The organism is Streptomyces sp. NPDC050703 (assembly GCF_040654435.1).
Lineage (GTDB): Bacteria > Actinomycetota > Actinomycetes > Streptomycetales > Streptomycetaceae > Streptomyces.
In genome coordinates this window covers 92,832-112,766 of record NZ_JBFAHX010000022.1, presented here as the reverse complement: position 1 = coordinate 112,766, position 19,935 = coordinate 92,832, and the positions used below count along the sequence as shown (strand labels likewise).

Sequence of the window (19,935 nt, the reverse complement as noted above, 5' to 3'; positions counted from 1 at the left end):
CTGCCTCCGCTCCCCGGACGCCCCACAGGAAAGGGGCCATCCTCGCGCAGCGCGCGGCGCGCCGCCACAGGGTCCGCGCGGCGACGCGCCCCGGCGCTCCGCCGATCGGCCCACGCCGTCCCGCGCCGCAACCCCGTTGCAACGTGCCGTGGGGAAGGGTCATCGCATGGACCGCCAGGAGAGCAAGGACGAGGTGCCCCGGGTCGAGCTCACCCCCGAAGCCGCCCGGCTGCTGCGCCGGTTGCGGGAGGCGCACGGGCCGCTGATGTTCCATCAGTCCGGCGGCTGCTGCGACGGCAGCGCGCCCATGTGCTACCCCGAGGGCGAGTTCCGTACCGGCGAATCGGACCTGCCGCTCGCGTCGCTTACCGTCGAGGGCGTCCCCGAGCCCGTAACGTTCTGGATGTCGAAGAGCCAGTACGCGGTGTGGAGCCACACCCGGCTGATCGTGGACGTGGTGCCGGGACGGGGCAGCGGCTTCTCGCTGGAGGCCCCGGAAGGCGTGCGCTTCCTGATCCGTTCCCGGCTGGTCGGAACATAGCCACCGCTCGCGTCTGGTGAACCACTAGGTCTGCTGGGACAGTTGGGGCCCGGCCGACACCAGGGGGGATCTGTGACCCGGCAGACACACCGCAGTGAGCGGTTCAGAACGGCGTTCACCCTCGTCACCACGCTCGGCACGCTGGCCGGTGCGGCTCTCACGGGAGCGGCACCGGCCGGCGGCGCCACCGGGACCGTCGCGCGACCGGCGGCCACCAGGATCGCGCCCGGCGTGGAGTACCGGTACTTCGACGTACCGGGCTCGCGCGGCACGGCCCGCGCGCACGTGCTCGACGTCGACCTGCGCGACCCGCGCACCAGCGTCGGGCTGCTCTACCCCGGCAAGGTCGCCGCGCGTTCGCCCGTCTCCGCCCTCGCGGACGGCGCGGGCGCGGTCGGCGGCATCAACGGCGACTTCTTCAACATCAGCGAGACCCAGCATCCGGGCGTCGAGGCGACCGGTGCGCCCGTCGGTCCCGCCATCACCGCGGGGCGCGCGCTGAAGGGCGCGGTCCCGGACGGCCAGCGCTTCGGGCCCGCCATGCCTCCGGGGGTGACCACCAAGGCGGTCATCGGGGTCGGCCACGACCGCAGGGCGCGCCTGGACGACCTCGCCCTGACGGGGCGTGTGCGCACCCCGGACGCCCGTCTTCCGCTGGGTGGGCTCAACCAGTACGCGCTGCCGGTGGGTTCCGTCGGGGCCTTCACCAGCGACTGGGGCTCCGTGTCCCGGGTGCGGTCGACCTGCGGCACGGACACGAGCCGTGGCGCGCCGTGCAGCACTCAGACGCATGAGGTGACGGTCCGCCACGGGCGTGTCGTCGCCACCGCCGACACGCCGGGCAGCGGTCCCGTCGCGCGCGGCACCACGGTGCTCGTCGGCCGTGAGGCGGGCGCGCGGGAGCTGCGGAAGCTGTCGGTGGGCGATCCGGTGAGCGTCCGTCACCGCCTCGTGGCCGCCCGGTCGCACATCCCGTTCCGCTTCGCGCTCGGCGGCTACCCCGTGCTGCGGAACGGCACGCCCCTGCCCGGCCTCGACGGGACGACCTCGGCGGTACGGACCGCCGCGGGGATCTCCGACGGCGGCAGGCACCTGCTGCTGCTCGCGCTCGACGGCTCACCGGAGTTCCGTACGGGGCTGACGATCGCCGAGGTGGCCGACACCTTGCGCGGGCTCGGCGCCACGGAGGGCTTCAGCCTGGACGGCGGCGGTTCGTCCACGCTGGTCTCGGCCACGGCCACGCTGGTCGCGCGGGCGCCGGGCGCGGAGGCGGTGACGGTGCGCAACAACCCGAGCGGCGGGGCGGAGCGTCCGGTGCCGAACGGGATCGGCGTGTTCTCGCGGACGTAGTCGCGGGGCCCGGTCAGGGCCGGAGCGCGCTGACCATGTCGGCGGTGGCCGTGAGGCCCTCGTGGATCGTCGGCGCCATGCTGGAACCGGCCAGGTAGAAGCCGAGCAGCGCGCAGACCAGGGCGTGTGAGATCTTCAGGGCGCCGTTGCGCAGGAAGACCACCGCCAGGATCAGCAGCAACAGCACCACAGAGATCGAGACAGCCATCCCAAGAACCTCCTCCGCCACGTGACACCGCGGCTCCCGGCCGTCAGTGTCGCGTAGCGGAGGGGGTGTCCGGGCCTCTGACCTGTGCTCCGAACGGGTGCTAGTGGGGGACGGTTGTCCCCGCCCCGTCATCGGCGGCGTGCGTCGAGGAACGCTTCGAGCCCGGCGAGGTCATCGGTCTTGAGGTGGTCGACGCCCGCGGCGAGCAGTTCGCCCCAGACCGCGTCGCGCCGGGGGCCCGGCTGGTCGGGCGTGGCCCAGAAGCGGACGCGCTGCCCGCGCGCGTGGGCGGCGGAGACGATGCCGCGCAGCTTGTCGCGCTCGGCAGGGGGGGATCGGCCCGACGCCCTGCCACCCGAAGTTGAGCGACCAGTTGTCGCTGATCAACGGGATGAGGGAGGCGGGCGCCGGCGTCCCGAGATCGGCGAGGCGCCCGTCGTAGAAGGCGTACCGCACCTTCTGCGCCGTCATCGGCGCGCGCGCCGCCCGGTCACCGGAGACGACGGCCGTGACCGCGCCGCGGCGCACCTTGCCGTACGTGTACGAGGTGAACAGCCGCCGGTAGGGCAGCAGGTGGCGGTGGAGTTCGGCGTAGGTCGCGGCGCCCTCGGTCTTGATGTCGACGAGGAGCTGGAAGGGGGTGTGCTGGTACCCCCGGTACACCGACCCGTGGTTGGCGCGGACCCGGGCCGCGAGGGGCTTCAGGTAGAGGGATTCGAGGGTGCGGCCCGGGTCGAGGTCCTCGGGGTCGTGGGCGACCAGGAGCTGTCCGTCGACGAGGTGGATGTCGGCCTCGACGCTGGTGAACCGGTGGTCGAGGGCGTCGAGGAGGGGCCGGGGGTGCTCGTAGTCGTTGTGCGCGTGGGCCTGGCGCAGCGGCCGGGGCCGGGGGTGGCGTCGCCCGCGCTCACCCGCCTGCGCGGGGGCGGGCAGCGCCATGCCGCCGGCGAGGGCGGCGCCGAGGGTAGCGAGGGCTCTGCGACGGGTGGTGAGGGCCATGTCTGTCTGCCTCCCGGGACGAGGGGACGGGCGCGGGCGCGGGGTGCGCCGCGGGGGTGCGTGGCACCGCACGGTGCCGGTGCGACGGTGTGCGGGGCCCCGGAGAGTATGGGGCCGCGCACCTTTCCGGCGGGTGACGAACGCCCGAACCGGGCCCTTCGGCTTTCCCGCGCGGGGCAGCCCCCGCCACGGGCGGCCCCGGGGAGCATCCCCACCGGGCGCGCCGCCGACGCCGTCCGCCGGCCGGTCAGCGGCCGCCGGTGAGTTCGTCCCAGTGCGTCGTCCTGTCGCACCAGCGCTCCAGGAGCACGCGGTCGTGGCCGACGGCCAGGAGGCCTGCCCCGTGTTCCGCCCGGTACTCCTCCACCACGTGGACCAGTGCGGCCGTCGTCGAGGCGTCGAGCATGGCCGTCATCTCGTCGCAGATGAGCCAGCGGGGGCGCAGGATCAGGGCGCGGGCCAGGCAGGCGCGTTGGAGCTGGCCGTCGCTGACCTCGTGGGGGCGGCGGCCGATGAGGTCCTTGCCGAGGCCGACGCGGGCGGCGAGTGCGGGGACCTCGCCGGCGGACTCCGGGGCCCGGCCCACCGCGCGCAGCGGTTCCGCGATGAGATCGGTGAGGGTCAGGCGGGGGTCGGCCGAGAGCCGGGGCTGCTGGAAGACGACGCCGAAGGCCGTGCGCTGCTCGCGGGGAGCCCGGTGGCGCCAGCCGCGCGCGGCCTCGCCGTCGATGACGACCTGCCCGGCGTCGGGGCGGTGCAGCAGCGCCGCGACGCGGGCCAGTGTGGACTTGCCGCAGCCGCTGGGGCCGAGGAGCCCGACGGACGCCCCGGCGGCGATCGTGAGGTCGACGCCCCGCATGACGGGGGCCGCGCGGTCGTAGCCGGCCGTGATGGAGCGCAGTTCAAGCACGGGGGGTCTCCAGCACGTTCGCGTGGGGGTGGTGGCAGGCGGTGCCGCCGACGAGGCCGGGCAGGGCGGTGCACGCCTCGTCGGCGCGTTCGCAGCGCGCCGCGAACGCGCATCCGGCGGGGAGCGCGGTCAGCTCGGGCGGCATGCCGGGTACGGGCGTGAACTCCCGCTCGGGCAGGGCGTTCAGGAGCCCTCGGGCGTAGGGGTGGCGGGGGCCGGGCCCGCCGAAGAAGGTCTCCGCTTCGGTCAGTTCCACCACCCGGCTCGCGTACATCACCGCCACGCGGTCGGCGATGCGCTCCGCCGCCGCGAGGTCGTGGGTGATCATGAGCAGCGCGCGGTCGTCGCCGACGTGCCTGCGCAGCTCGTCGACCGTGCGGTCCACGAGGTCGCGGTCGAGCCCGGTGGTGGGTTCGTCGGCGAGCAGCAGCGGCGCGTCACCGATGAGGGCGAGCGCGGTGGCGGCGCGCTGGGCGAGGCCGCCGGAGAGTTCGTGGGGGTAGCGGTCGAGGTGCCCCGCGGGGAACGCGGCCCGTCCCGCGGCTTCCTCCGCGGCGGCCCGCAGCCCCGGCTTCCGCACGCCCGCGAGCTCCCGCAGGCTCTCCTCCAGCTGGGAGCGCACGGTCCGCACCGGGGTCAGGTGCGCCGCCGGGCTCTGCGGTACGAGGCCGACGCGGCGGCCCCGTACGGAGCGGGCGAGGGTGCGCTCGTCGGCGGTCAGGAGGTCCAGGCCGCCGAGGAGCGCGGACCCGGCGGTCTCCGCGTTCTCCGGCAGGAGGCCGAGCAGCGCGGAGGCGAGCACCGACTTGCCGCAGCCGCTCTCGCCGACCAGGGCGAGGCACTCCCCCGCGGCGAGGTCGAAGGAGACGTCGGTGACGGCGGAGACGTGGCTGCCGCCGCGCATCCGGAATCGTACGGAGAGTCCCTGGACGGAAAGGACGGGCTTCACAGCATCAGCTCCGATCGGCGCCGGGGGTTGATCCGCTCCCGCCAGGCGCCCGCGAGGCCCGCGATGGCCAGGGTGGGGACGATGATGAACACGCCGGGGAAGAGCGTCGGCCACCAGTCGCCCGCGAGGAGCGAGCCGCGCGCGCTCTGCACGAGCGTGCCGAGGCTCGCCTGGTGGGTGGGCAGGCCGAGGCCGAGGAAGGACAGCGCGGACTCGTGCCAGATGGCGTGCGGGACCATCAGGACGGCGGCGAGGCCCGCCTGCGGCAGGACGCCGGGCAGCAGGTGCCGTACGGCGACGCGCAGCCGTGAGGCGCCGCCGGAGATGGCGGCGTCGACGTAGGGCCGTGAGCGCAGGGACAGGACCTCGGCGCGGACGATGCGGGCGGTGGACAGCCAGTGGGTGAGCGCCACCGAGACGACGACCGGCCACACGCCGGGCCGGAACATCGCGACGATGAAGATGCCGAGCAGCAGGTGCGGCACCGAGGAGAAGACGTCGACGAGCCGCATCACGATCCGGTCGGTCCAGCCTCCGGAGGCGGCGGCGAGCGCGCCCACCGCGGTGCCGATGACGGTGGCGACGACCGCCGCCACGACGCCCACGAGGAGGGAGACCCGCAGCCCGTAGACGCAGCGCAGGAGCAGGTCGCGGCCGACGTCGTCGGTGCCGAAGGGGTGGGAGAGGGACGGCGGGCGGAGCTTCATGCCGAGGTCGACGGCCTGTTCGTCGAGGTTGACGAGCGGCGGTACGACGAGCACGGCGAGGACGACCGCGGCGACGAGGACGGCGGAGGTGCGCACCCGCCACGCGCGCGTGGAGCGGCGTACGCCGCCCTTGGCGCGCCACACGACGTCTCTGGTGTCAGCCATCGAAACCCACCCTCGGGTCGGCGAGGCCGTACAGGAGGTCGGCCACGAGGTTGCCGAGCAGGACCGCGGCCGTGGCGAGGGCGGTCAGCGCGGCGAGCAGCGAGAAGTCGACGGCGGTCGCGGCCTGCACGGTGGCCGCCGCGATGCCGGGCCAGCTGAAGACGGTCTCCACGAGCAGCGCCCCGGTGATCAGTTCGGGCACGCGGGAGCCGATGAGCGTGAGCACGGGCAGCATGCCGGAGCGCAGGGCGTGGCCGAGGAGCACGGTGCGTTCGGCGAGGCCACGCGCGCGTGCGCCGCGCACGGGGTCGTCGCCGAGCGCGTCACCGACGCCTTGGCGTACGTACAGGACGAACCAGGGCAGCTGGGAGACGGCGAGCACGCCCGCGGGCAGCACGAGGTGGCTCGCGACCTGCCCCGCGGTCACGGTGGAGCTGGCGGTGTCCGTCAGGCCGCCCGAGGGCAGCACGCCCAGCTTCAGCGCGAACAGCCAGACGGCGAGCAGCCCGAGCCAGAACGGCGGCGCCGCTTCGAGGGTGTACGCGAGCGAGGTCACCGCGCGGTCGAGCCAGCCGCCGGGGCGGCGCGCGGCGAGGACGCCGAGCGTGGTGCCGAGCAGGATCGCGACGAGGAAGGCGGTCGCGGCGAGGAGGACGGACCAGCCCACCCGCTCGCCGATGACGTCGGCGACGGGCTGGCGCAGGACGCTGGAGTCCCCGAGGTCACCGGTGAGCGCCGAGGTGAGCCAGTGCCACCAGCGGGCGGCGAGCGGCTCGTCGACGCCGAGGTTGGCGCGGAGCTGGTCGAGGTTCTCCTGCGATGCGGTGAGCCCCGCCGTGCCCGCGTACGCCTTGACGGGGTCGAAGGGCGACGCGGCGGCGATGGCGAAGACGCCGAAGGTGACGACGAGCAGGACGGGGACGGCGAACAGCGCGCGCCGTCCCGCGAGGCGCGCCATCGGCCCCCAGGGAAGGCGGCGCCGTGCCGCCTTCCCCGGTGCCTGCGGTATCGCGGAGGTCACTTCTTCGGCTGCCAGTCCTCGACGTTCCACCAGGGGCCCGACGCGAGGCCGTGGTCGTGCGGCTCGGTCTGGGTGGTGAGGTCGCCGAAGCGCTTGTCGACGACGTAGAGGTGGTCGATGTGCGTGAGGAAGGTGTAGCCGGGGTCCTTGGCCAGCTCGCGCTGGATCGTGTCGTAGGCGGCCTTGCGCTCGGCGTGGTCGCCGCTCCTGCGCGCGTCCTCCAGTGCCTCGTCGACCTTCTTGTTGTCGTAGTGCGCCATGTTGTTGAAGCCGTCACCGGCGAGGGAGGACTTCAGGAGGGTGTACTGGTCGAAGTCGGGGTCGGCCGGGGAGCCGCCGCCGGCGAGGACGGCGTCCTTGGGCATGCGCGGCTGGATGACCTCCCACGTGCCGGACTGCACCTCCACCTCGATGCCGATCTTCTTGGCGTCGGAGGCGTAGGCGAGGGCGTGTTCCTGGCGGAGCTTGTCGCCGGAGAGGTACCAGAGCGGGAACGCGGCCCGGACGCCGTCCTTCTCGCGGACACCGTCCTTGCCGGGCTTCCAGCCGGCGTCGTCGAGGATCTTCTCGGCCCTGGCCGGGTCGAACTTCCGCTCGGTGCCCTTGGTGAACCAGGGGCTGTCGGTCGGGACGGGGCCGTATGCCTCCTTGCCGGCGCCGTCCAGGATCGAGTCGACCATGGCCTTGCGGTCCACGCCGACGTCGAGGGCGCGGCGGACGGCGTTGTCGCCGGTGACCTCGTTGCCGGTGGGGAGCGTCACCACGCGGTAGTCGAAGGTCTTGGCGGTGTACGTCTTCTTGTCGCCGTCGTTCTTGTACTTCTTGGCGAGGTTGGGCGGCAGGATCGCGCCGTCGAGCTCTCCGGCGTCGAGCCGGGTCGCGCGGATGTCGTCGTCCTTGATGATCGCCATGGTGAAGTTCTCGACCTTCGGCGCGCCGCCCCAGTAGTCGGGGTTGGCCTTGAAGGACAGCTTCTCGCCCTTGGACCACTTGACCAGCTCGTAGGGCCCCGTGCCGATCGGCTTGGTGGTGAAGGAGCCGGTGTTGACGTCCTGCTTGCCTGCGACGTGCTCGGGGGCGATGGGCAGGACGGTGCGCTCGGCGAAGGGCGCGTAGGGGTACTTGAGCGCGAAGACGACGGTGTCGTCGCCCTTGGCCTCGACGCTCTTGACGGCGTCCAGCTCGGTCTTGGAGGCGTTGTTGGTCTTCTTGTCGAGGATCGTCTCGTACGTGAAGACGACGTCCTTGGCGGTGAAGGGCTTGCCGTCGCTGAACTTGACGCCCTTGCGCAGCTTGTACGTGTAGGTCTTGCCGCCGTCGGTGACCTCGGGCAGCTCCGCGGCGAGGGCGGGCTTGAGCTTCATGTCGGCGTCGTGCGTGAGCAGACCGTCGAAGATCTTGGAGTTGCCGTCCTTGCCGTAGCCGAGGAGCGGGCTGAGCGTGTCGGGCTCGTACGCGATGCCGACCACCGCCGAGTCCTTGGCGCCGCCCGAGCCGCCGCCGTCACCCGGCGCCGAGCAGGCGGAGGCCGCGACCGCCATCGCGACGGCCGCCGCCGCGCCGCCCGCGGCTCGTATCGATCGGGCCCTCATGCTCCACACCCCTACTGAAGATCAACGGTTATTGCGAACAACTCGCAATTATGCCTCACGTAAGAAGTCGATAAAACGAGCAGCCCACACGTGGTACGTGTGGGCTGCATGTGATTCTTCCGTGGGGGTCAGGGTGCCTGGAGATCCACCAGTTCCGCGAGGGCCCCGCGGTGCCCGCCGGCCGTGCCGTACGCGATCGAGTCGGCCTTGGCTCGCTTGAGGTACAGGTGGACGGGGTGCTCCCACGTCATGCCGATGCCGCCGTGCAGCTGAAGCGCCTCCTCGGCGGCCCGGACGGCGACCGGCGCCGCGTAGGCCTGGGCCACGGCCACCGCGAGGCCGGACTCGTCGCCGCCCTTCGCCAGCGTGTCGGCGGCGTTGCGCGCGGCGGCGCGGGTGTTGACCACCTCCAGCCAGAGCTGCGCGAGCCGGTGCTTGAGGGCCTGGAAGGAGCCGACGGGCCGGTTGAACTGGTGCCGCTCCTTGACGTACCGGACCGTCTCGGCCAGGCACCAGTCGGCGACGCCCAGCTGCTCCGACGCCAGGAGCCCCGCCCCGGTCCGCAGCCCGCGGGCGACCGCCGGGCCCGCCTGCGGGGCCAGCAGGCGCGCCCGTGCCCCGTCGAGGGAGACGGCGGCGAGCGGGCGCGTCAGGTCCAGGGAGGCCGAGGGAGCGACGGTGACGCCGTCCCGCGCGGCGTCGACCGCGAAGAGCCCGGTGGCCGTGGGCACCAGGAACACGTCCGCAGCCGCGGCGTCGGCCACCGCCGTCACGCGGCCGTGCAGGACGCCGTCCCGCTCCTGGACGGTGGCGTGGTCGTCACCGGGGGCGCCGGAAAGCGGCACCGCGAGCACACCCACCGTGCGGCCCGACGCGAGGGCGCCGAGGAGTTCGCGCGCCGCCTCGCCCTCGCACGCGAGCAGCGTATCGGTGGCCACGACAGCACTGGTCAGATACGGGACGGGCGCCACGGCCCGGCCCAGCTCCTCCAGGACGACGGCGGCCTCGCGGTGGGTCGCGCCCTGGCCGCCCAGCTCCTCGGGGACGAGCAGGCCGGCGAGACCCATCCCGTCCGCCAGGGCCTTCCACAGCTCGCGGTCGTGCGGCTCGGCCGTCTCGGCGCGGGCGAGCACGGCCGTGGCGTCGCAGTGGTCGGAGAGCAGGCCGCGCACCGCGGAGCGCAGCGCCTCTTCCTCTTCGGAGTACAGCAGGTCGCTCATCGCGCGAGGTCCTTCCAGGCGACGTCCTTGTCGGTGCGCGGCTCGGAGGGCAGGCCGAGCACGCGCTCGGCGACGATGTTCAGCAGCACCTCGCTGGTGCCGCCCTCGATGCTGTTGCCCTTGGAGCGCAGATAGCGGTAGCCCGCCTCGCGGCCCGTGAAGTCCACCAGCTCGGGCCGGCGCATCGTCCAGTCGTCGTACAACAGCCCCTCCTCGCCGAGGAGTTCCACTTCCAGGCCGCTGATCTCCTGGTTCAGACGCGCGAAGCCGAGCTTCATGCCGGAGCCCTCGGGGCCCGGCTGGCCCGCGACGAGCTGCTGGCGCAGGCGTTCGCCGGTGAGCCTCGCCACCTCGGCGTCGACCCAGAGCTTCAGCAGTCGCTGGTGCAGCTCGTGGGTGCGCAGCTCGGGTCGTTCGCGCCAGGTCCTGGCGACCGGGCCGATCATGCCGCCCTCGCGGGGGATGCGCATGCCGCCGATGGAGACGCGCTCGTTCATGAGGGTGGTCTGGGCGACCTTCCAGCCCTCGCCGACCTCGCCGAGGCGGTGCGCGTCGGGGATGCGCACGTCGGTCAGGAACACCTCGTTGAACTCGGCCTCGCCGGTGATCTGCCGCAGCGGCCGCACGTCGACGCCGGGGTCGGTCATGTCGCACACGAAGTACGTGATGCCGCGGTGCTTGGGCTGCTCCGGGTCGGTGCGGGCGATGAGGATGGCCCAGCGGGCGCTGTGCGCGCTGGACGTCCACACCTTCTGCCCGTTGACGATCCAGTCGCCGCTCGCCTCGTCCCGGACGGCGCGGGTGCCGAGCGCCGCGAGGTCGGAGCCGGCGCCCGGCTCGCTGAAGAGCTGGCACCACACCTCCTCGCCGGTCCACAGGGGCCGCAGGAAGCGGCGCTTCTGCTCGTCGGTGCCGTAGCCGAGGACGGTCGGGGCGGCCATGCCGAGGCCGATGCCGATGCGCCGCGGGTCGTTGTCGGGGGCTCCCGCGGCCTCCAGCTCGGTGTCCACGACGGCCTGCAGGGAGCGCGGGGCGCCGAGCCCGCCGAGACCCTCGGGGTAGTGCACCCAGGCGAGTCCGGCGTCGAAGCGGGCCCGCAGGAAGTCGCCGCGCTCGGTGCGCGCGGGCGGGTGCGCGGCCAGGAACTCCCGCGTCAGCTCGCGCAGTCGGTCCGCGTCGGTCATGCGGCACCCCCGTGCGGAAGGACGGTCACGCGTCCGGTGGTGAGGCCGTCGGCGACGCGCTGCACGGCGGCGGCGCCGCCGTCCATCGGCACGCGCTCGCTCACCAGCGGCTTGATGGCGCCCTTGGCGGCCAGCTCGGTCAGCGCCTCGTGGCAGCGCGCGACCGACGCGGGGTCCTTGGTGTTGTACAGGCCCCAGTGCAGGCCCATGATCGAGTAGTTCTTCACCAGGGCGTGGTTCAGCGCGGGCGAGGGGATGGACCCGCTCGCGAAGCCCACCACGACGATGCGGCCCTCGAAGGCCACGCACTTGGCCGACTTGGCGTAGGCGTCGCCGCCCACGGGGTCGTAGACCACGTCCGCGCCCCGGCCCCCGGTGGCCTCCTTCACGGCGCCGACGATGTCGTCCGCACGCCGGTCGACGACCACGTCGCAGCCCAGCTCGCGCGCGACCCGCGCCTTCTCCGCGCCGCCGACGACACCGATCACCGTGGCGCCCGCCGCCTTGCCGAGCTGCACGGCCGCGCTGCCGACGCCGCCCGCCGCCGCGTGCACCAGGAGCGTCTCGCCCTCCGCCAGGTGCGCGCGCCGGTGCAGGCCGAACCAGCCCGTCTGGTAGCCGATGTGCAGCGCGGCGGCCTCGGCGTCGTCCAGGGCGTCGGGGGCGGGCAGCAGCGCCCGCGCGTCCGCGACGGCGTACTCGGCGAGGCCGCCGTGCGGCAGCACCGGGGTGGCGATCACGCGCCGCCCGTCCTCGGTCTCGCCGCAGATCTCGACGCCGGGCGTGAAGGGCAGCTCGGGCCTGACCTGGTACTGGCCCCGGCAGAGCAGCGCGTCGGGGAAGTTGACGCCGGCCGCCCTGACCTTCAGGAGCACCTGCCCCTCGCCGGGCCGCGGGCGGTCCGCGTCCACGAGGCGCATCACCTCGCCCGGCTCACCGTTCTCGTGCACTTGCCATGCCTGCATGCGGGGCCTCCACGGGGCTGTCGTCGACCGTGCTCCCGCGCATACTAAGCGGTCGCTTGCCGCCAGGGGAACCGTCAGTGCCCCTTCTCGTTCCGTGAGGGCCGCGCCCGTACGTGCATGCGCTCGCCCTGCGGCCCGAACAGGCTCAGGAACTCCGCTCCCCCTTCACTCGTCGCCCCGAACCAGTGCGGGACCCGCGTGTCGAACTCCGCGGCCTCACCGGGGCCGAGCAGCACGTCGTGGTCGCCGAGGATCAGCCGGAGCCTTCCGGAGAGGACGTAGAGCCATTCGTAGCCCTCGTGGGTCTGCGGCTCGGGGGCGGGCGTGGTGCGCGCGGGCTCGATCACCTTGTACGCCTGGAGTCCGCCGGGCTGGCGGGTGAGCGGCAGCATCGTGCGGCCGTGCCGGACGATCGGCTTGGCCCGCACGCGGGGGTCGCCCACGGGCGGGGCGCCCACCAGCTCGTCCAGGGGGACCTGATGGGCGCGGGCGATGGGCAGCAGCAGTTCGAGGCTGGGCCTGCGGTGGCCCGACTCCAGGCGGGACAGGGTGCTGACCGAGATGCCGGTGGCCTCCGAGAGCCCGGCGAGGGTGGCGCCGCGCTCCTTGCGGATGCGGCGCAGGCGCGGGCCCACCTCGGTGAGGACCTCGTCCACCTCCTCCGACCCGACCGCCGGCTGCCCCGTGGCGCGTTCCGCGTTCTCACTCATACCGCCATCATGGCGCACCTCTTGCCGGAACGGCAAAGGAGCTTGTCGATTCCGCAGTACGGGAGCGATGGTCTCCGTGGAGGTGGTCACCATGACCCACAGCATGACGAACCATGCGGAACGCGACCGGCGGGACAACCAGGAGTACGACGTCGTGGTCGTCGGCGGGGGCGCGGCGGGCCTGAGCGCGGCGCTCGTGCTCGGCCGCTCCCGCCGCCGGGTGCTCGTCGTCGACGCGGGCGAACCGCGCAACGCGCCCGCCGCCCATATGCAGGGCTACCTGTCACGTGACGGGATGCCGCCCGCCGACTTCCTCGCCGAGGGGCGCAAGGAGATCCAGCGGTACGGGGTCGAAGCCGTGCGGGACCGGGTGAGCGCGGTGACCCCGGACGGCCGCGGGGAGTTCGTGATCGCCCTCGCCGGGGGCGGGAGCGCGCACGCGCGGCGGGTGGTTCTCGCCACCGGGCTCGTGGACGGACTGCCGGACGTGCCGGGCCTGGCCGAGCGCTGGGGGCGCGACGTGCTGCACTGCCCGTACTGCCACGGCTACGAGGTGCGGGACGAGGCCTTCGGCGTACTCGCCGCCGAGCCGTTCAACAGCCACCAGGCGCTCCTCGTCACCCAGTGGTCCAAGGACGTGACCCTCTTCCTCGACAAGGTGCGGGAGCTGCCGGACGCGGAGTGGGAGCGGCTCGCGGCCGCGGGTGTCTCGGTGGTCGAGGGCGAGGTCGCGGGGCCGGTGGTCGAGGACGACCGCCTCACCGGCGTGCGGCTCGCCGACGGGCGGGTCGTCCCCCGCTCGGTGCTCTTCGTCGCCGCGAAGCCGGTACCGCGCTCCGGGCTCCTCGACGCGCTCGGCGCGGAGACGAGGGACACCCCGTTCGGCCCGTACCCCGCGCTCGACGAGACGGGCAGGACCAGCGTCCCCGGCGTCTGGGCGGTGGGCAACGCGGCGTCGGCCATGGAGCAGGTCGTCAACGCGGCGAGCGCCGGCTACCGGGCCGGCGTCATGATCAACGCCGAGCTGGTCATGGCCGACGTCGACGCGGCGGCGGCCCGCCGCAGGGCGGGCGTCTTCTCCCCCGAGGGCGAGGCGGCGGTGGCCCGGTCCCTGGCGGGCGCCGGGGCGCACGGACTCGCCGCCGGCGCGAGCCCGCTTCCCCTTTGAGAAGATCCGCTCAGCGGGCGAAGACCTCGAAGGCCACCGCGGGCCGGCCGCCGAAGCGCGGCGCGAGCGCCCGGGCGCTGCCCATGAGGAACGTACGGCAGTACTCCTCGGGTTCCTCGTCCGTCAACGCCTCGATGTACGTGCGGTGTTCGAGGAGGGAGGCCACGGACCGGTCGAGCCCGGCCGTGGCGTCCACCGCGTGCGTGGGCGTCGACGTACCCGCGACGGCGACCCAGCGCACCCCGTCCCAGGGTTCGAGTCCCTGCTCCTCGATCAGCTCGGGGAAGATCCAGCGGTTGCCCGCGTCCGCCGCGGCGTCGAGCGTGGCCCGGCCCACCGCCACGTGGTCGGGGGTGTTCCAGGCGACGCCGCCCCAGGTGTCGCGGTGGTTGAGGGTGATGACCAGCTCGGGCCGGTGTCTGCGGATGGCGGCGGCGATGTCCCTGCGCAGCGCCGTGCCGTACTCGATCACGCCGTCCCTGTGGTCGAGGAACTCCACCGTCTCGACGCCGACCACGGCCGCGCTCGCGCGCTGCTCCCGCTCGCGCAGCGGCGCGCAGGCCGCCGGGTCGAGCGTGTCGATGCCCGCTTCGCCGCGGCTCGCGAGGACGTACGCCACCTCGCGGCCGGCGTCCGTCCAGCCGGCGATCGCGGCGGCGCAGCCGTACTCCAGGTCGTCGGGGTGGGCGACGACGGCCAGCGCCCGGCGCCAGTCCTCGGGCATCCGGGCGAGCTGCGCGGGCACTGCGGCCTCCGCCGCGGTCTGTGACTCCGTCATGCCGACAGCCTAGGGCGTTTCTGGTGGCTCTTGGGCGGTGTCGCGGAGCCAGATGACGAGCGCTGTGATGGAGAGGGTGCCGTTGTAGACGTAGTCGCGTTTGTCGTGTCAAAGGCTGGCGGACGGCCGCCGGCCCGGCCGCGGCTGCGACGGTGGGCCCACTGACTGTCCGGCTGGGCGATGGTCGCCTTGATGCCCCGCCGGCGCAGACAGGCGCGACTGGCACGACCGGAGTAGGCCTTGTCCCCACGCACCCGGCCCGGCGGCGTGCCCTGGCCGGGCCCACGGCGAGGTATGCGCAGTGTCTCAAGCACCGGCACGAGCATGCGGCTGTCACCCCGCAGCCCCGGCCAGGGCACCCCCGTGCGGGCCCGAAACAGCACGCCGTTGACCACCGTGCGGTGAACAGACCACTGCCCACCCGGCCGACCGTTGACCGGCAGCAACACCTCGATCATCTGCCACTGCGGCGTCAATCAGTTCATGTCGCCGCACCAAGCCCGACACCTGCCCGGCCCCGAACCTGATCCACCCCACCATCCAAGAGCCATCAGAAATGACCTCAAGCCCGCCGTAGCGGTACCGGAGCTTTTGGCTCAGCTGTCGTGCACCGGTCCGACGGTCGCTCCGGGCTGTTCTTCGGCCTGCGCGGCCAGTCGGCGCCGGATGCGGTCCGCGTCGTCCTGTCGGTCCTGGGCCTCGTACAGGCGCAGCGCCTGCCGCCAGGCGGCAGAAGCCCGCCAGGGGTCGTGGAGCGAGGTGTGGACGTCACCGAGGTGGTCCAAGGTGTCGGCCTCGTCGTAGGTGTTGCCTATCTCCTGCAGCAGGGTCAGTGCTTGCTGATAGTGCTCCAGTGCCTTTCGGTGCCGTCCTGTGCGCTGGGCGAGGTAGCCGAGGCTGTCGAGGGTGTTGGCCTGTCCGTCGCGGTGCTGGTGGTGGCGGAAGAGCGCCAGCGCGGCCTCGCAGTGCTCCCGGGCTTCGGCATACTGGCCGAGACGGGCCGCGTACCAGCCCATGTCGTTGCGCGAGTCGGCCTCGCGAACCGGGTCCTTCAGCGTCTGGTAGCCACGCAGGGCGTTCTCCGCATGGTGCAGGGCGCGGCGGTCATCGCCCTGCTGGCCCCAAGCCACGGCGAGTGCTTGGTGGGTGTGGGCCTCGGCGGACGGATCACCGGCCCGCTCAGCGAGGGCGAGGGCCTGCCTCAGGTGGTCGAGCGCGTCGTCCTGGCGCCCCGTACGCGCACACGCGTGACCGAGGACGCGGTGGGCCAGGGACTGGGCTACCGGGTCGTCCGCGTGGCGGGCTGCGGCCAGTCCGCACCGCCAGCAGGCCAACTGCTGGAGCAGGTCACCGCGTCGGTAGTGATAGGTGTCCATGCTCCAGGCCAACTGCCACACGAAGTCCGTCCAGCCCGATTCGAGAGCGAGGCGCTGCACCGCGAGCAGACACGGGTGTTCGGCGGTGAACCACCGCAGTGCCGCGTCCTGGTCGGCAAGGGGCAGGGGACAGCAGCCGGCGGCCGGGGCGCCGATGTCCACCGGTGGCCGGTGGGGGGCGAGGAGGCGCTCGGCGGCATGGGAGGTGTGCAGCAGGAAGCCGGTCAGCCGCTGTAGTGCCGCGTGCCGGACTTCTCGCGGCAGCTTGTGCCGCGCCTGCTGGGCCGCGTAGAGCCGCACCAGGTCATGCATGCGCCACCTGCCGGGCATGTGCTGGTGAATCAGTGACATGGCTTCCAGCTCGCGCAGGGCGGTACGCGCGTCGGGTGCGGGCCAAGCGGTCAGGGCGGCGGCGCCGGCCAGCCCGATGTCCGGGCCGGGGGCGAGCCCGAGCAACCCGAACGCCTCGGCGGTCCGGGCGGACAGCGCCTGGTGGGAGGAGGCGAATACCGCACGCAGGCTGGTGCGCAGCTCGCCGGTGTCCAGGACATCGAGTCCGTCAGTGCTGTGGCGTACTTCGTCAGCCAGGTCGGCGAGCCGCATCCGGGGCTCGAGGACGGCGCGGGCGGCGAGGATGCCCAAGGCAAGCGGCAGCCCCGAGCAGTGCGCGAGCAAGTCGGCCACCGCCTGCGGTTCGGCGGCCGGCCTGGCGGGCCCAAGGTGCCGGTCCAGCAACTGGCGTGCCTCCGCCTCGCCCAGCACGTCCACGGGGACGGGCCGCGCCCCATGGGCGGTGACCAGACCGGTGAGCCGGTGCCTGCTGGTCACCAGCGCGGTGCACGAGGGGCTGCCGGGCAGCAGAGGTTCGGCCTGCGCGGCGTCGCGGACGTTGTCCAATACGATCAGCAGCCGGCGGCCGGCCACCACGCTGCGGTAGAGCGCCACTTGCGCCTCCTTGTCGGCCGGTACGGCCGAGGACGGCACACCCAGGGCATCGAGGAAGCCGCGCAGGGCGGTGTACGGCGAGGCGGGCTGTTCAACGGGATCGAACCCGCGCATATTGACAAAGAGCTGCCCCTCGGGGAAGCGGTCCAGATTCCGGTATGCCCAGTCCAGCGCCAGCCAGGTTTTGCCGATCCCTCCACTCCCGCTGATCGCTGCGATGCCCACCGTTTCTCCGGTGGCCGCGGCCTCCTCGAGCGCCGCGCCGAGGACAGCGAGTTCACCGGTACGGCCGGTGAACCGGGCCGGCGGGGCGGGCAGTTGGCGCGGTATGACGCCCGGCTGCGGCGCCGGCGTGCGCTCCGGCGGCGCCACGCGTAACGCACCGGACGGCTGCGAGGCAGCGGCTGTTTCCGCCGGGGCGGAGGTCAGCGCCGGGTCGGCGACCAGCACCTGCTGGTGCAGTGCGCTCAGGCCGGGACCGGGATCGACGCCCAGCTCTTCGGCGAGATGGGAGCGCAGCCTCTGGTAGTGCTCCAGGGCATGGGCGGTGCGGCCACTGCGGTACAGGGCGAGCATCAGCTGGCCGCGCAGCCGCTCGTCGAGCGGATGCTGTGCGGCCCGCCGGGACAGCAGGGGTATGAGTTCGGCGTGCAGGCCGGCACGGAGCTTGAGGTCGGCCAGGTCCAGTTCAGCGGCGTACCGCTCCCGTGCCAGGCCTTCACGAAAGGTGTTCAGCCAGGGCGTGTCGAGATGGGCGAAGGCGTCCTGGTCGCCCCACAACTGCAGGGCTTGTTCCAGCAGCCACCGGGCATCGGTGTCCTCAGGAGCCGTCCCGGCCTCAGCGAGCCAGTGCTGGAACCGGTGCAGATCCACCGACATCGGATCAACCTGCAAGGTGTATCCGCCGTGTCGGCGTACGAGGTCGGCACCGTCGACGGGTGCCAGTAGCTGTCGCAGCCGGGATATGTAGCTGTACAGCGTGTGACGGCCTCCACCGGGCGGGCTGCTCCAGGCCCGGTCCAGGATCTGCTCGGCCGTCAGGTTGTTGCCGTCTCCCGCAAGCAGCACCGCCAGTACGCATCGCTGACGGGCATGGCCGACATCGACCGGGCGGCCGCCGACACGCATCTCCACTTCACCGAGCAGCCTGAACTCGACCGGCACTTCGTCCCCCCGTTGCCTGTTGTCCCACTGTGTAGCCGGTGGGAAGCCCGCTGTTCAAGGTTCCTTCCAGACTCTTACAGGACCGGCTCTCCATCGTTGCCTGCGTGGAGGACGCCACCAACGACCACCGACACAAGGAGCAACCATGAGGCTTCGTCATGCCGCCGCCGTCTCGGCGTCGGGCACTCTGTTGGCGCTGGGCGCTTTGACCGGTCCGGCCCAGGCCGTGCAGGCCGTCCATGCCGAAGGAACGGCCGGTGCCCCGGGCACTGCGGCCGCGGCGAGCACCTGCCCCTATCAGGGCTACTGGTACACCGGCACGGCTACGACCAGTTACGGAAACACCGGAGCCAGGGTCAAGGAGGTGCAGTGCCTCCTGTACTCCGCCGGGTACCTCCCATCGAGCGGCGTGGACGGGGTCTTCGGCTCGAGCACCCGCTCCGCGGTGCGCAGCTTCCAGGCCATGTACCGGTCCGAGTGCAATCCCCTGGTGGCGGTCGACGGGATCGTCGGCGTCCGCACCTGGGCGGCGCTGCGCAGCGCGTGCCCTGCCTGACCGGTCAACTCCCCCTACCCGTCAGGCGAGGGGCCACCGCCCAGGACCGTCCCAGCGGCATACCGGCGCGCGCACGAGCCCGCCGCGGCACAGCACGGTTCGTTCGATCACAGTTCGTGAAAGGAAAACCCGTCCCATGAAGAGCAGACAGTTTCTGGCCTCGGCCGCCCTGGCCACCTCGTTTATCGTCCTCGCGCCGGCCACGTCCGCGCACGCGGCCGGCAAAGCCGACATCGCGAAGTCGGTCCTGCGGACCCAGGGCATCACCCTGGCCACCGCGCACGAGAGCGGGGTGAACGACGGCGCCACCGCCAAGAAGAACATCCAGGACACCGCCAGGGGGAAGAAGGCCAAGCGCAGCAATTACGGGAACGCCCCCGGCGGGTCGGTCGCGCTCAACAAGACGATGCTGAACTCGATGCTCAAGCTGAGGACCTCGAAACGGTTCACCTTCAAGGTCACCGAGGTCGCGGGCGGCAGTCACTCGGTCGGCTCGAAACACTACTCGGGCAGGGCTTTCGACGTCGGCACCGTCAACGGCTCGAGGGTCAGCCCCGGCGGGTCGGGCTACACCAAGGCCAAGAAGTTCATGAGGGCCTGCAAGACGTATGGGGCGGTGCTGGTACTCGGCCCGGGGGACGCCGGCCACTCCACGCACGTGCACTGTCAGTGGTGACATCCGGCTGCTGTGTAGCCCGGCGCTGTCCAGCGAGGGTGCTAACGGACCTCCCCGGGCTCTTGCACCGGCCCCCCAGCGCGGTCCCGGCGGCCGACGCACGCGGTTCCCACCGGCGCCGGATGGTGTCGGGCTGACGCCCGGACCTGACGAAGGGGCGCTCGTCACCGCCGGGGAGGGACCGGCAACGTGCCACCCTCCCGGGCACCACAACCGACGCACCGTGCACACTTCAGGAGAGATCATGGCCTTCCGGGCAGTGTTCACCGCTGTGACGACCAGCGTGGCCCTCGTAGGCGCGCTGACCGCCATGTCCACCACTCCCGCCCCGGCGGCACCCGCCACGCCGACGTCCGCCACCGGGACCCCTGCGGCAGGCACCGCGAACTCCGGGGCGGCGGGGGCGGCAGGGGCGACAACCTGGCACACCACCACGTCGCGGGGCGGGCTGATCAGAGAGTGCTACAAGGAAAGCTGCGACTGGTACTACCGCACGTCCCCCGGGGACAAACTGCTGTGGAGCCACAACGCCTATAACGAATTCGGGAACCTGTGGTACTACGTGGACAGCGGGTTCACCCGCGGGTGGATCTACTGCGGGAACGTGACCGCGGGATGCTGAAATCCAATCCCTTCGCCGCGCAAGCGGTGCTCAGCGGCATACGGTCTCTTGGCCGGTCATGCCCCACCGCCGCCGCGGAGGGCGGAGGCGCGAACAACCCCTCGTAAGCACGGAATTCACCTCAGGCAT

18 protein-coding genes and 2 pseudogenes are annotated in these 19,935 nt (G+C 72.8%); 6 read left to right on the top strand and 14 right to left on the bottom strand.

Going from position 1 to position 19,935, the window contains the following annotated elements:
* Positions 1-166: 166 nt before the first annotated feature.
* Positions 167-541 carry a DUF779 domain-containing protein gene (locus AB0I16_RS21360; protein ID WP_363251025.1) on the top strand — a complete coding sequence of 125 codons (375 nt, stop codon included), beginning with the start codon at positions 167-169 and terminating at the stop codon, positions 539-541.
* A gap of 72 nt (positions 542-613) precedes the next feature.
* A complete protein-coding gene (locus AB0I16_RS21355; protein WP_363251024.1) occupies positions 614-1,891 on the top strand; it encodes a phosphodiester glycosidase family protein in 1,278 nt (425 codons plus the stop codon).
* 13 nt (positions 1,892-1,904) lie between these two features.
* Here the strand turns inward: AB0I16_RS21355 and AB0I16_RS21350 are convergent, their stop codons facing one another.
* The 11 genes and pseudogenes from AB0I16_RS21350 to AB0I16_RS21300 all read right to left on the bottom strand — a co-directional run bounded on the left by AB0I16_RS21350 (position 1,905) and on the right by AB0I16_RS21300 (position 12,521).
* Positions 1,905-2,099 (bottom strand): hypothetical protein, encoded by a 195-nt coding sequence (locus AB0I16_RS21350; RefSeq protein WP_363251023.1) that lies wholly within the window; start codon positions 2,097-2,099, stop codon positions 1,905-1,907.
* Between the two features lie 128 nt (positions 2,100-2,227).
* Positions 2,228-3,098, bottom strand: a pseudogene (locus tag AB0I16_RS21345) (phosphatidylinositol-specific phospholipase C/glycerophosphodiester phosphodiesterase family protein).
* 247 nt (positions 3,099-3,345) lie between these two features.
* Positions 3,346-4,008, bottom strand: coding sequence for an ATP-binding cassette domain-containing protein (locus AB0I16_RS21340; RefSeq protein WP_363251022.1), 663 nt, complete (start codon positions 4,006-4,008; stop codon positions 3,346-3,348).
* The gene (locus tag AB0I16_RS21335) at positions 4,001-4,912 is read right to left on the bottom strand and encodes an ABC transporter ATP-binding protein (protein WP_363251056.1); all 912 of its coding nucleotides are present in this window, start codon (positions 4,910-4,912) and stop codon (positions 4,001-4,003) included. Before AB0I16_RS21335 ends, AB0I16_RS21340 begins: the two co-directional genes overlap by 8 nt.
* Before the next feature lie 41 nt (positions 4,913-4,953).
* Positions 4,954-5,829, bottom strand: coding sequence for an ABC transporter permease (locus AB0I16_RS21330; RefSeq protein WP_363251021.1), 876 nt, complete (start codon positions 5,827-5,829; stop codon positions 4,954-4,956).
* On the bottom strand, positions 5,822-6,787 hold the full coding sequence (locus AB0I16_RS21325; protein ID WP_363251055.1) for an ABC transporter permease: 966 nt from the start codon (positions 6,785-6,787) through the stop codon (positions 5,822-5,824). Before AB0I16_RS21325 ends, AB0I16_RS21330 begins: the two co-directional genes overlap by 8 nt.
* A gap of 59 nt (positions 6,788-6,846) precedes the next feature.
* Positions 6,847-8,442: an ABC transporter substrate-binding protein gene (locus tag AB0I16_RS21320; protein ID WP_363251020.1), complete on the bottom strand. Its 1,596-nt coding sequence runs from the start codon at positions 8,440-8,442 to the stop codon at positions 6,847-6,849.
* A 128-nt stretch (positions 8,443-8,570) separates the two neighbouring features.
* Complete coding sequence (locus tag AB0I16_RS21315; RefSeq protein WP_363251019.1) at positions 8,571-9,662, bottom strand: acyl-CoA dehydrogenase family protein; 1,092 nt, start codon at positions 9,660-9,662, stop codon at positions 8,571-8,573.
* Positions 9,659-10,846, bottom strand: coding sequence for an acyl-CoA dehydrogenase family protein (locus AB0I16_RS21310; RefSeq protein WP_363251018.1), 1,188 nt, complete (start codon positions 10,844-10,846; stop codon positions 9,659-9,661). The genes AB0I16_RS21315 and AB0I16_RS21310 overlap by 4 nt, the downstream gene beginning before the upstream one ends.
* Positions 10,843-11,811, bottom strand: coding sequence for an NADPH:quinone oxidoreductase family protein (locus AB0I16_RS21305; RefSeq protein ID WP_363251017.1), 969 nt, complete (start codon positions 11,809-11,811; stop codon positions 10,843-10,845). Before AB0I16_RS21305 ends, AB0I16_RS21310 begins: the two co-directional genes overlap by 4 nt.
* A 74-nt stretch (positions 11,812-11,885) precedes the next feature.
* The gene (locus tag AB0I16_RS21300; protein WP_363251016.1) at positions 11,886-12,521 is read right to left on the bottom strand and encodes an XRE family transcriptional regulator; all 636 of its coding nucleotides are present in this window, start codon (positions 12,519-12,521) and stop codon (positions 11,886-11,888) included.
* A gap of 91 nt (positions 12,522-12,612) precedes the next feature.
* Between AB0I16_RS21300 and AB0I16_RS21295 the strand changes: the two genes are divergently transcribed.
* Positions 12,613-13,689 (top strand): NAD(P)/FAD-dependent oxidoreductase, encoded by a 1,077-nt coding sequence (locus AB0I16_RS21295; protein WP_363251015.1) that lies wholly within the window; start codon positions 12,613-12,615, stop codon positions 13,687-13,689.
* A gap of 10 nt (positions 13,690-13,699) precedes the next feature.
* Here the strand turns inward: AB0I16_RS21295 and AB0I16_RS21290 are convergent, their stop codons facing one another.
* The 3 genes and pseudogenes from AB0I16_RS21290 to AB0I16_RS21280 form a co-directional block, all read right to left on the bottom strand.
* Positions 13,700-14,467, bottom strand: coding sequence for a PIG-L deacetylase family protein (locus tag AB0I16_RS21290; RefSeq protein ID WP_363251014.1), 768 nt, complete (start codon positions 14,465-14,467; stop codon positions 13,700-13,702).
* Positions 14,468-14,476: 9 nt separating this feature from the next.
* Positions 14,477-14,925 (bottom strand): annotated as a pseudogene (locus tag AB0I16_RS21285) (hypothetical protein).
* Between the two features lie 138 nt (positions 14,926-15,063).
* A complete protein-coding gene (locus tag AB0I16_RS21280; RefSeq protein ID WP_363251013.1) occupies positions 15,064-17,952 on the bottom strand; it encodes a BTAD domain-containing putative transcriptional regulator in 2,889 nt (962 codons plus the stop codon).
* Positions 17,953-18,097: 145 nt separating this feature from the next.
* Here AB0I16_RS21280 and AB0I16_RS21275 point away from each other — a divergent pair, with 145 nt between their 5' ends.
* The 3 genes from AB0I16_RS21275 (at position 18,098) to AB0I16_RS21265 (ending at position 19,806) form a co-directional block, all read left to right on the top strand.
* On the top strand, positions 18,098-18,508 hold the full coding sequence (locus AB0I16_RS21275) for a peptidoglycan-binding domain-containing protein (protein WP_363251012.1): 411 nt from the start codon (positions 18,098-18,100) through the stop codon (positions 18,506-18,508).
* 136 nt (positions 18,509-18,644) lie between these two features.
* Entirely contained in the window at positions 18,645-19,184 is a 540-nt protein-coding gene (locus AB0I16_RS21270) for a hypothetical protein (protein WP_363251011.1), read from the top strand.
* A gap of 244 nt (positions 19,185-19,428) precedes the next feature.
* A complete protein-coding gene (locus tag AB0I16_RS21265; RefSeq protein ID WP_363251010.1) occupies positions 19,429-19,806 on the top strand; it encodes a hypothetical protein in 378 nt (125 codons plus the stop codon).
* Positions 19,807-19,935 lie beyond the last annotated feature (129 nt).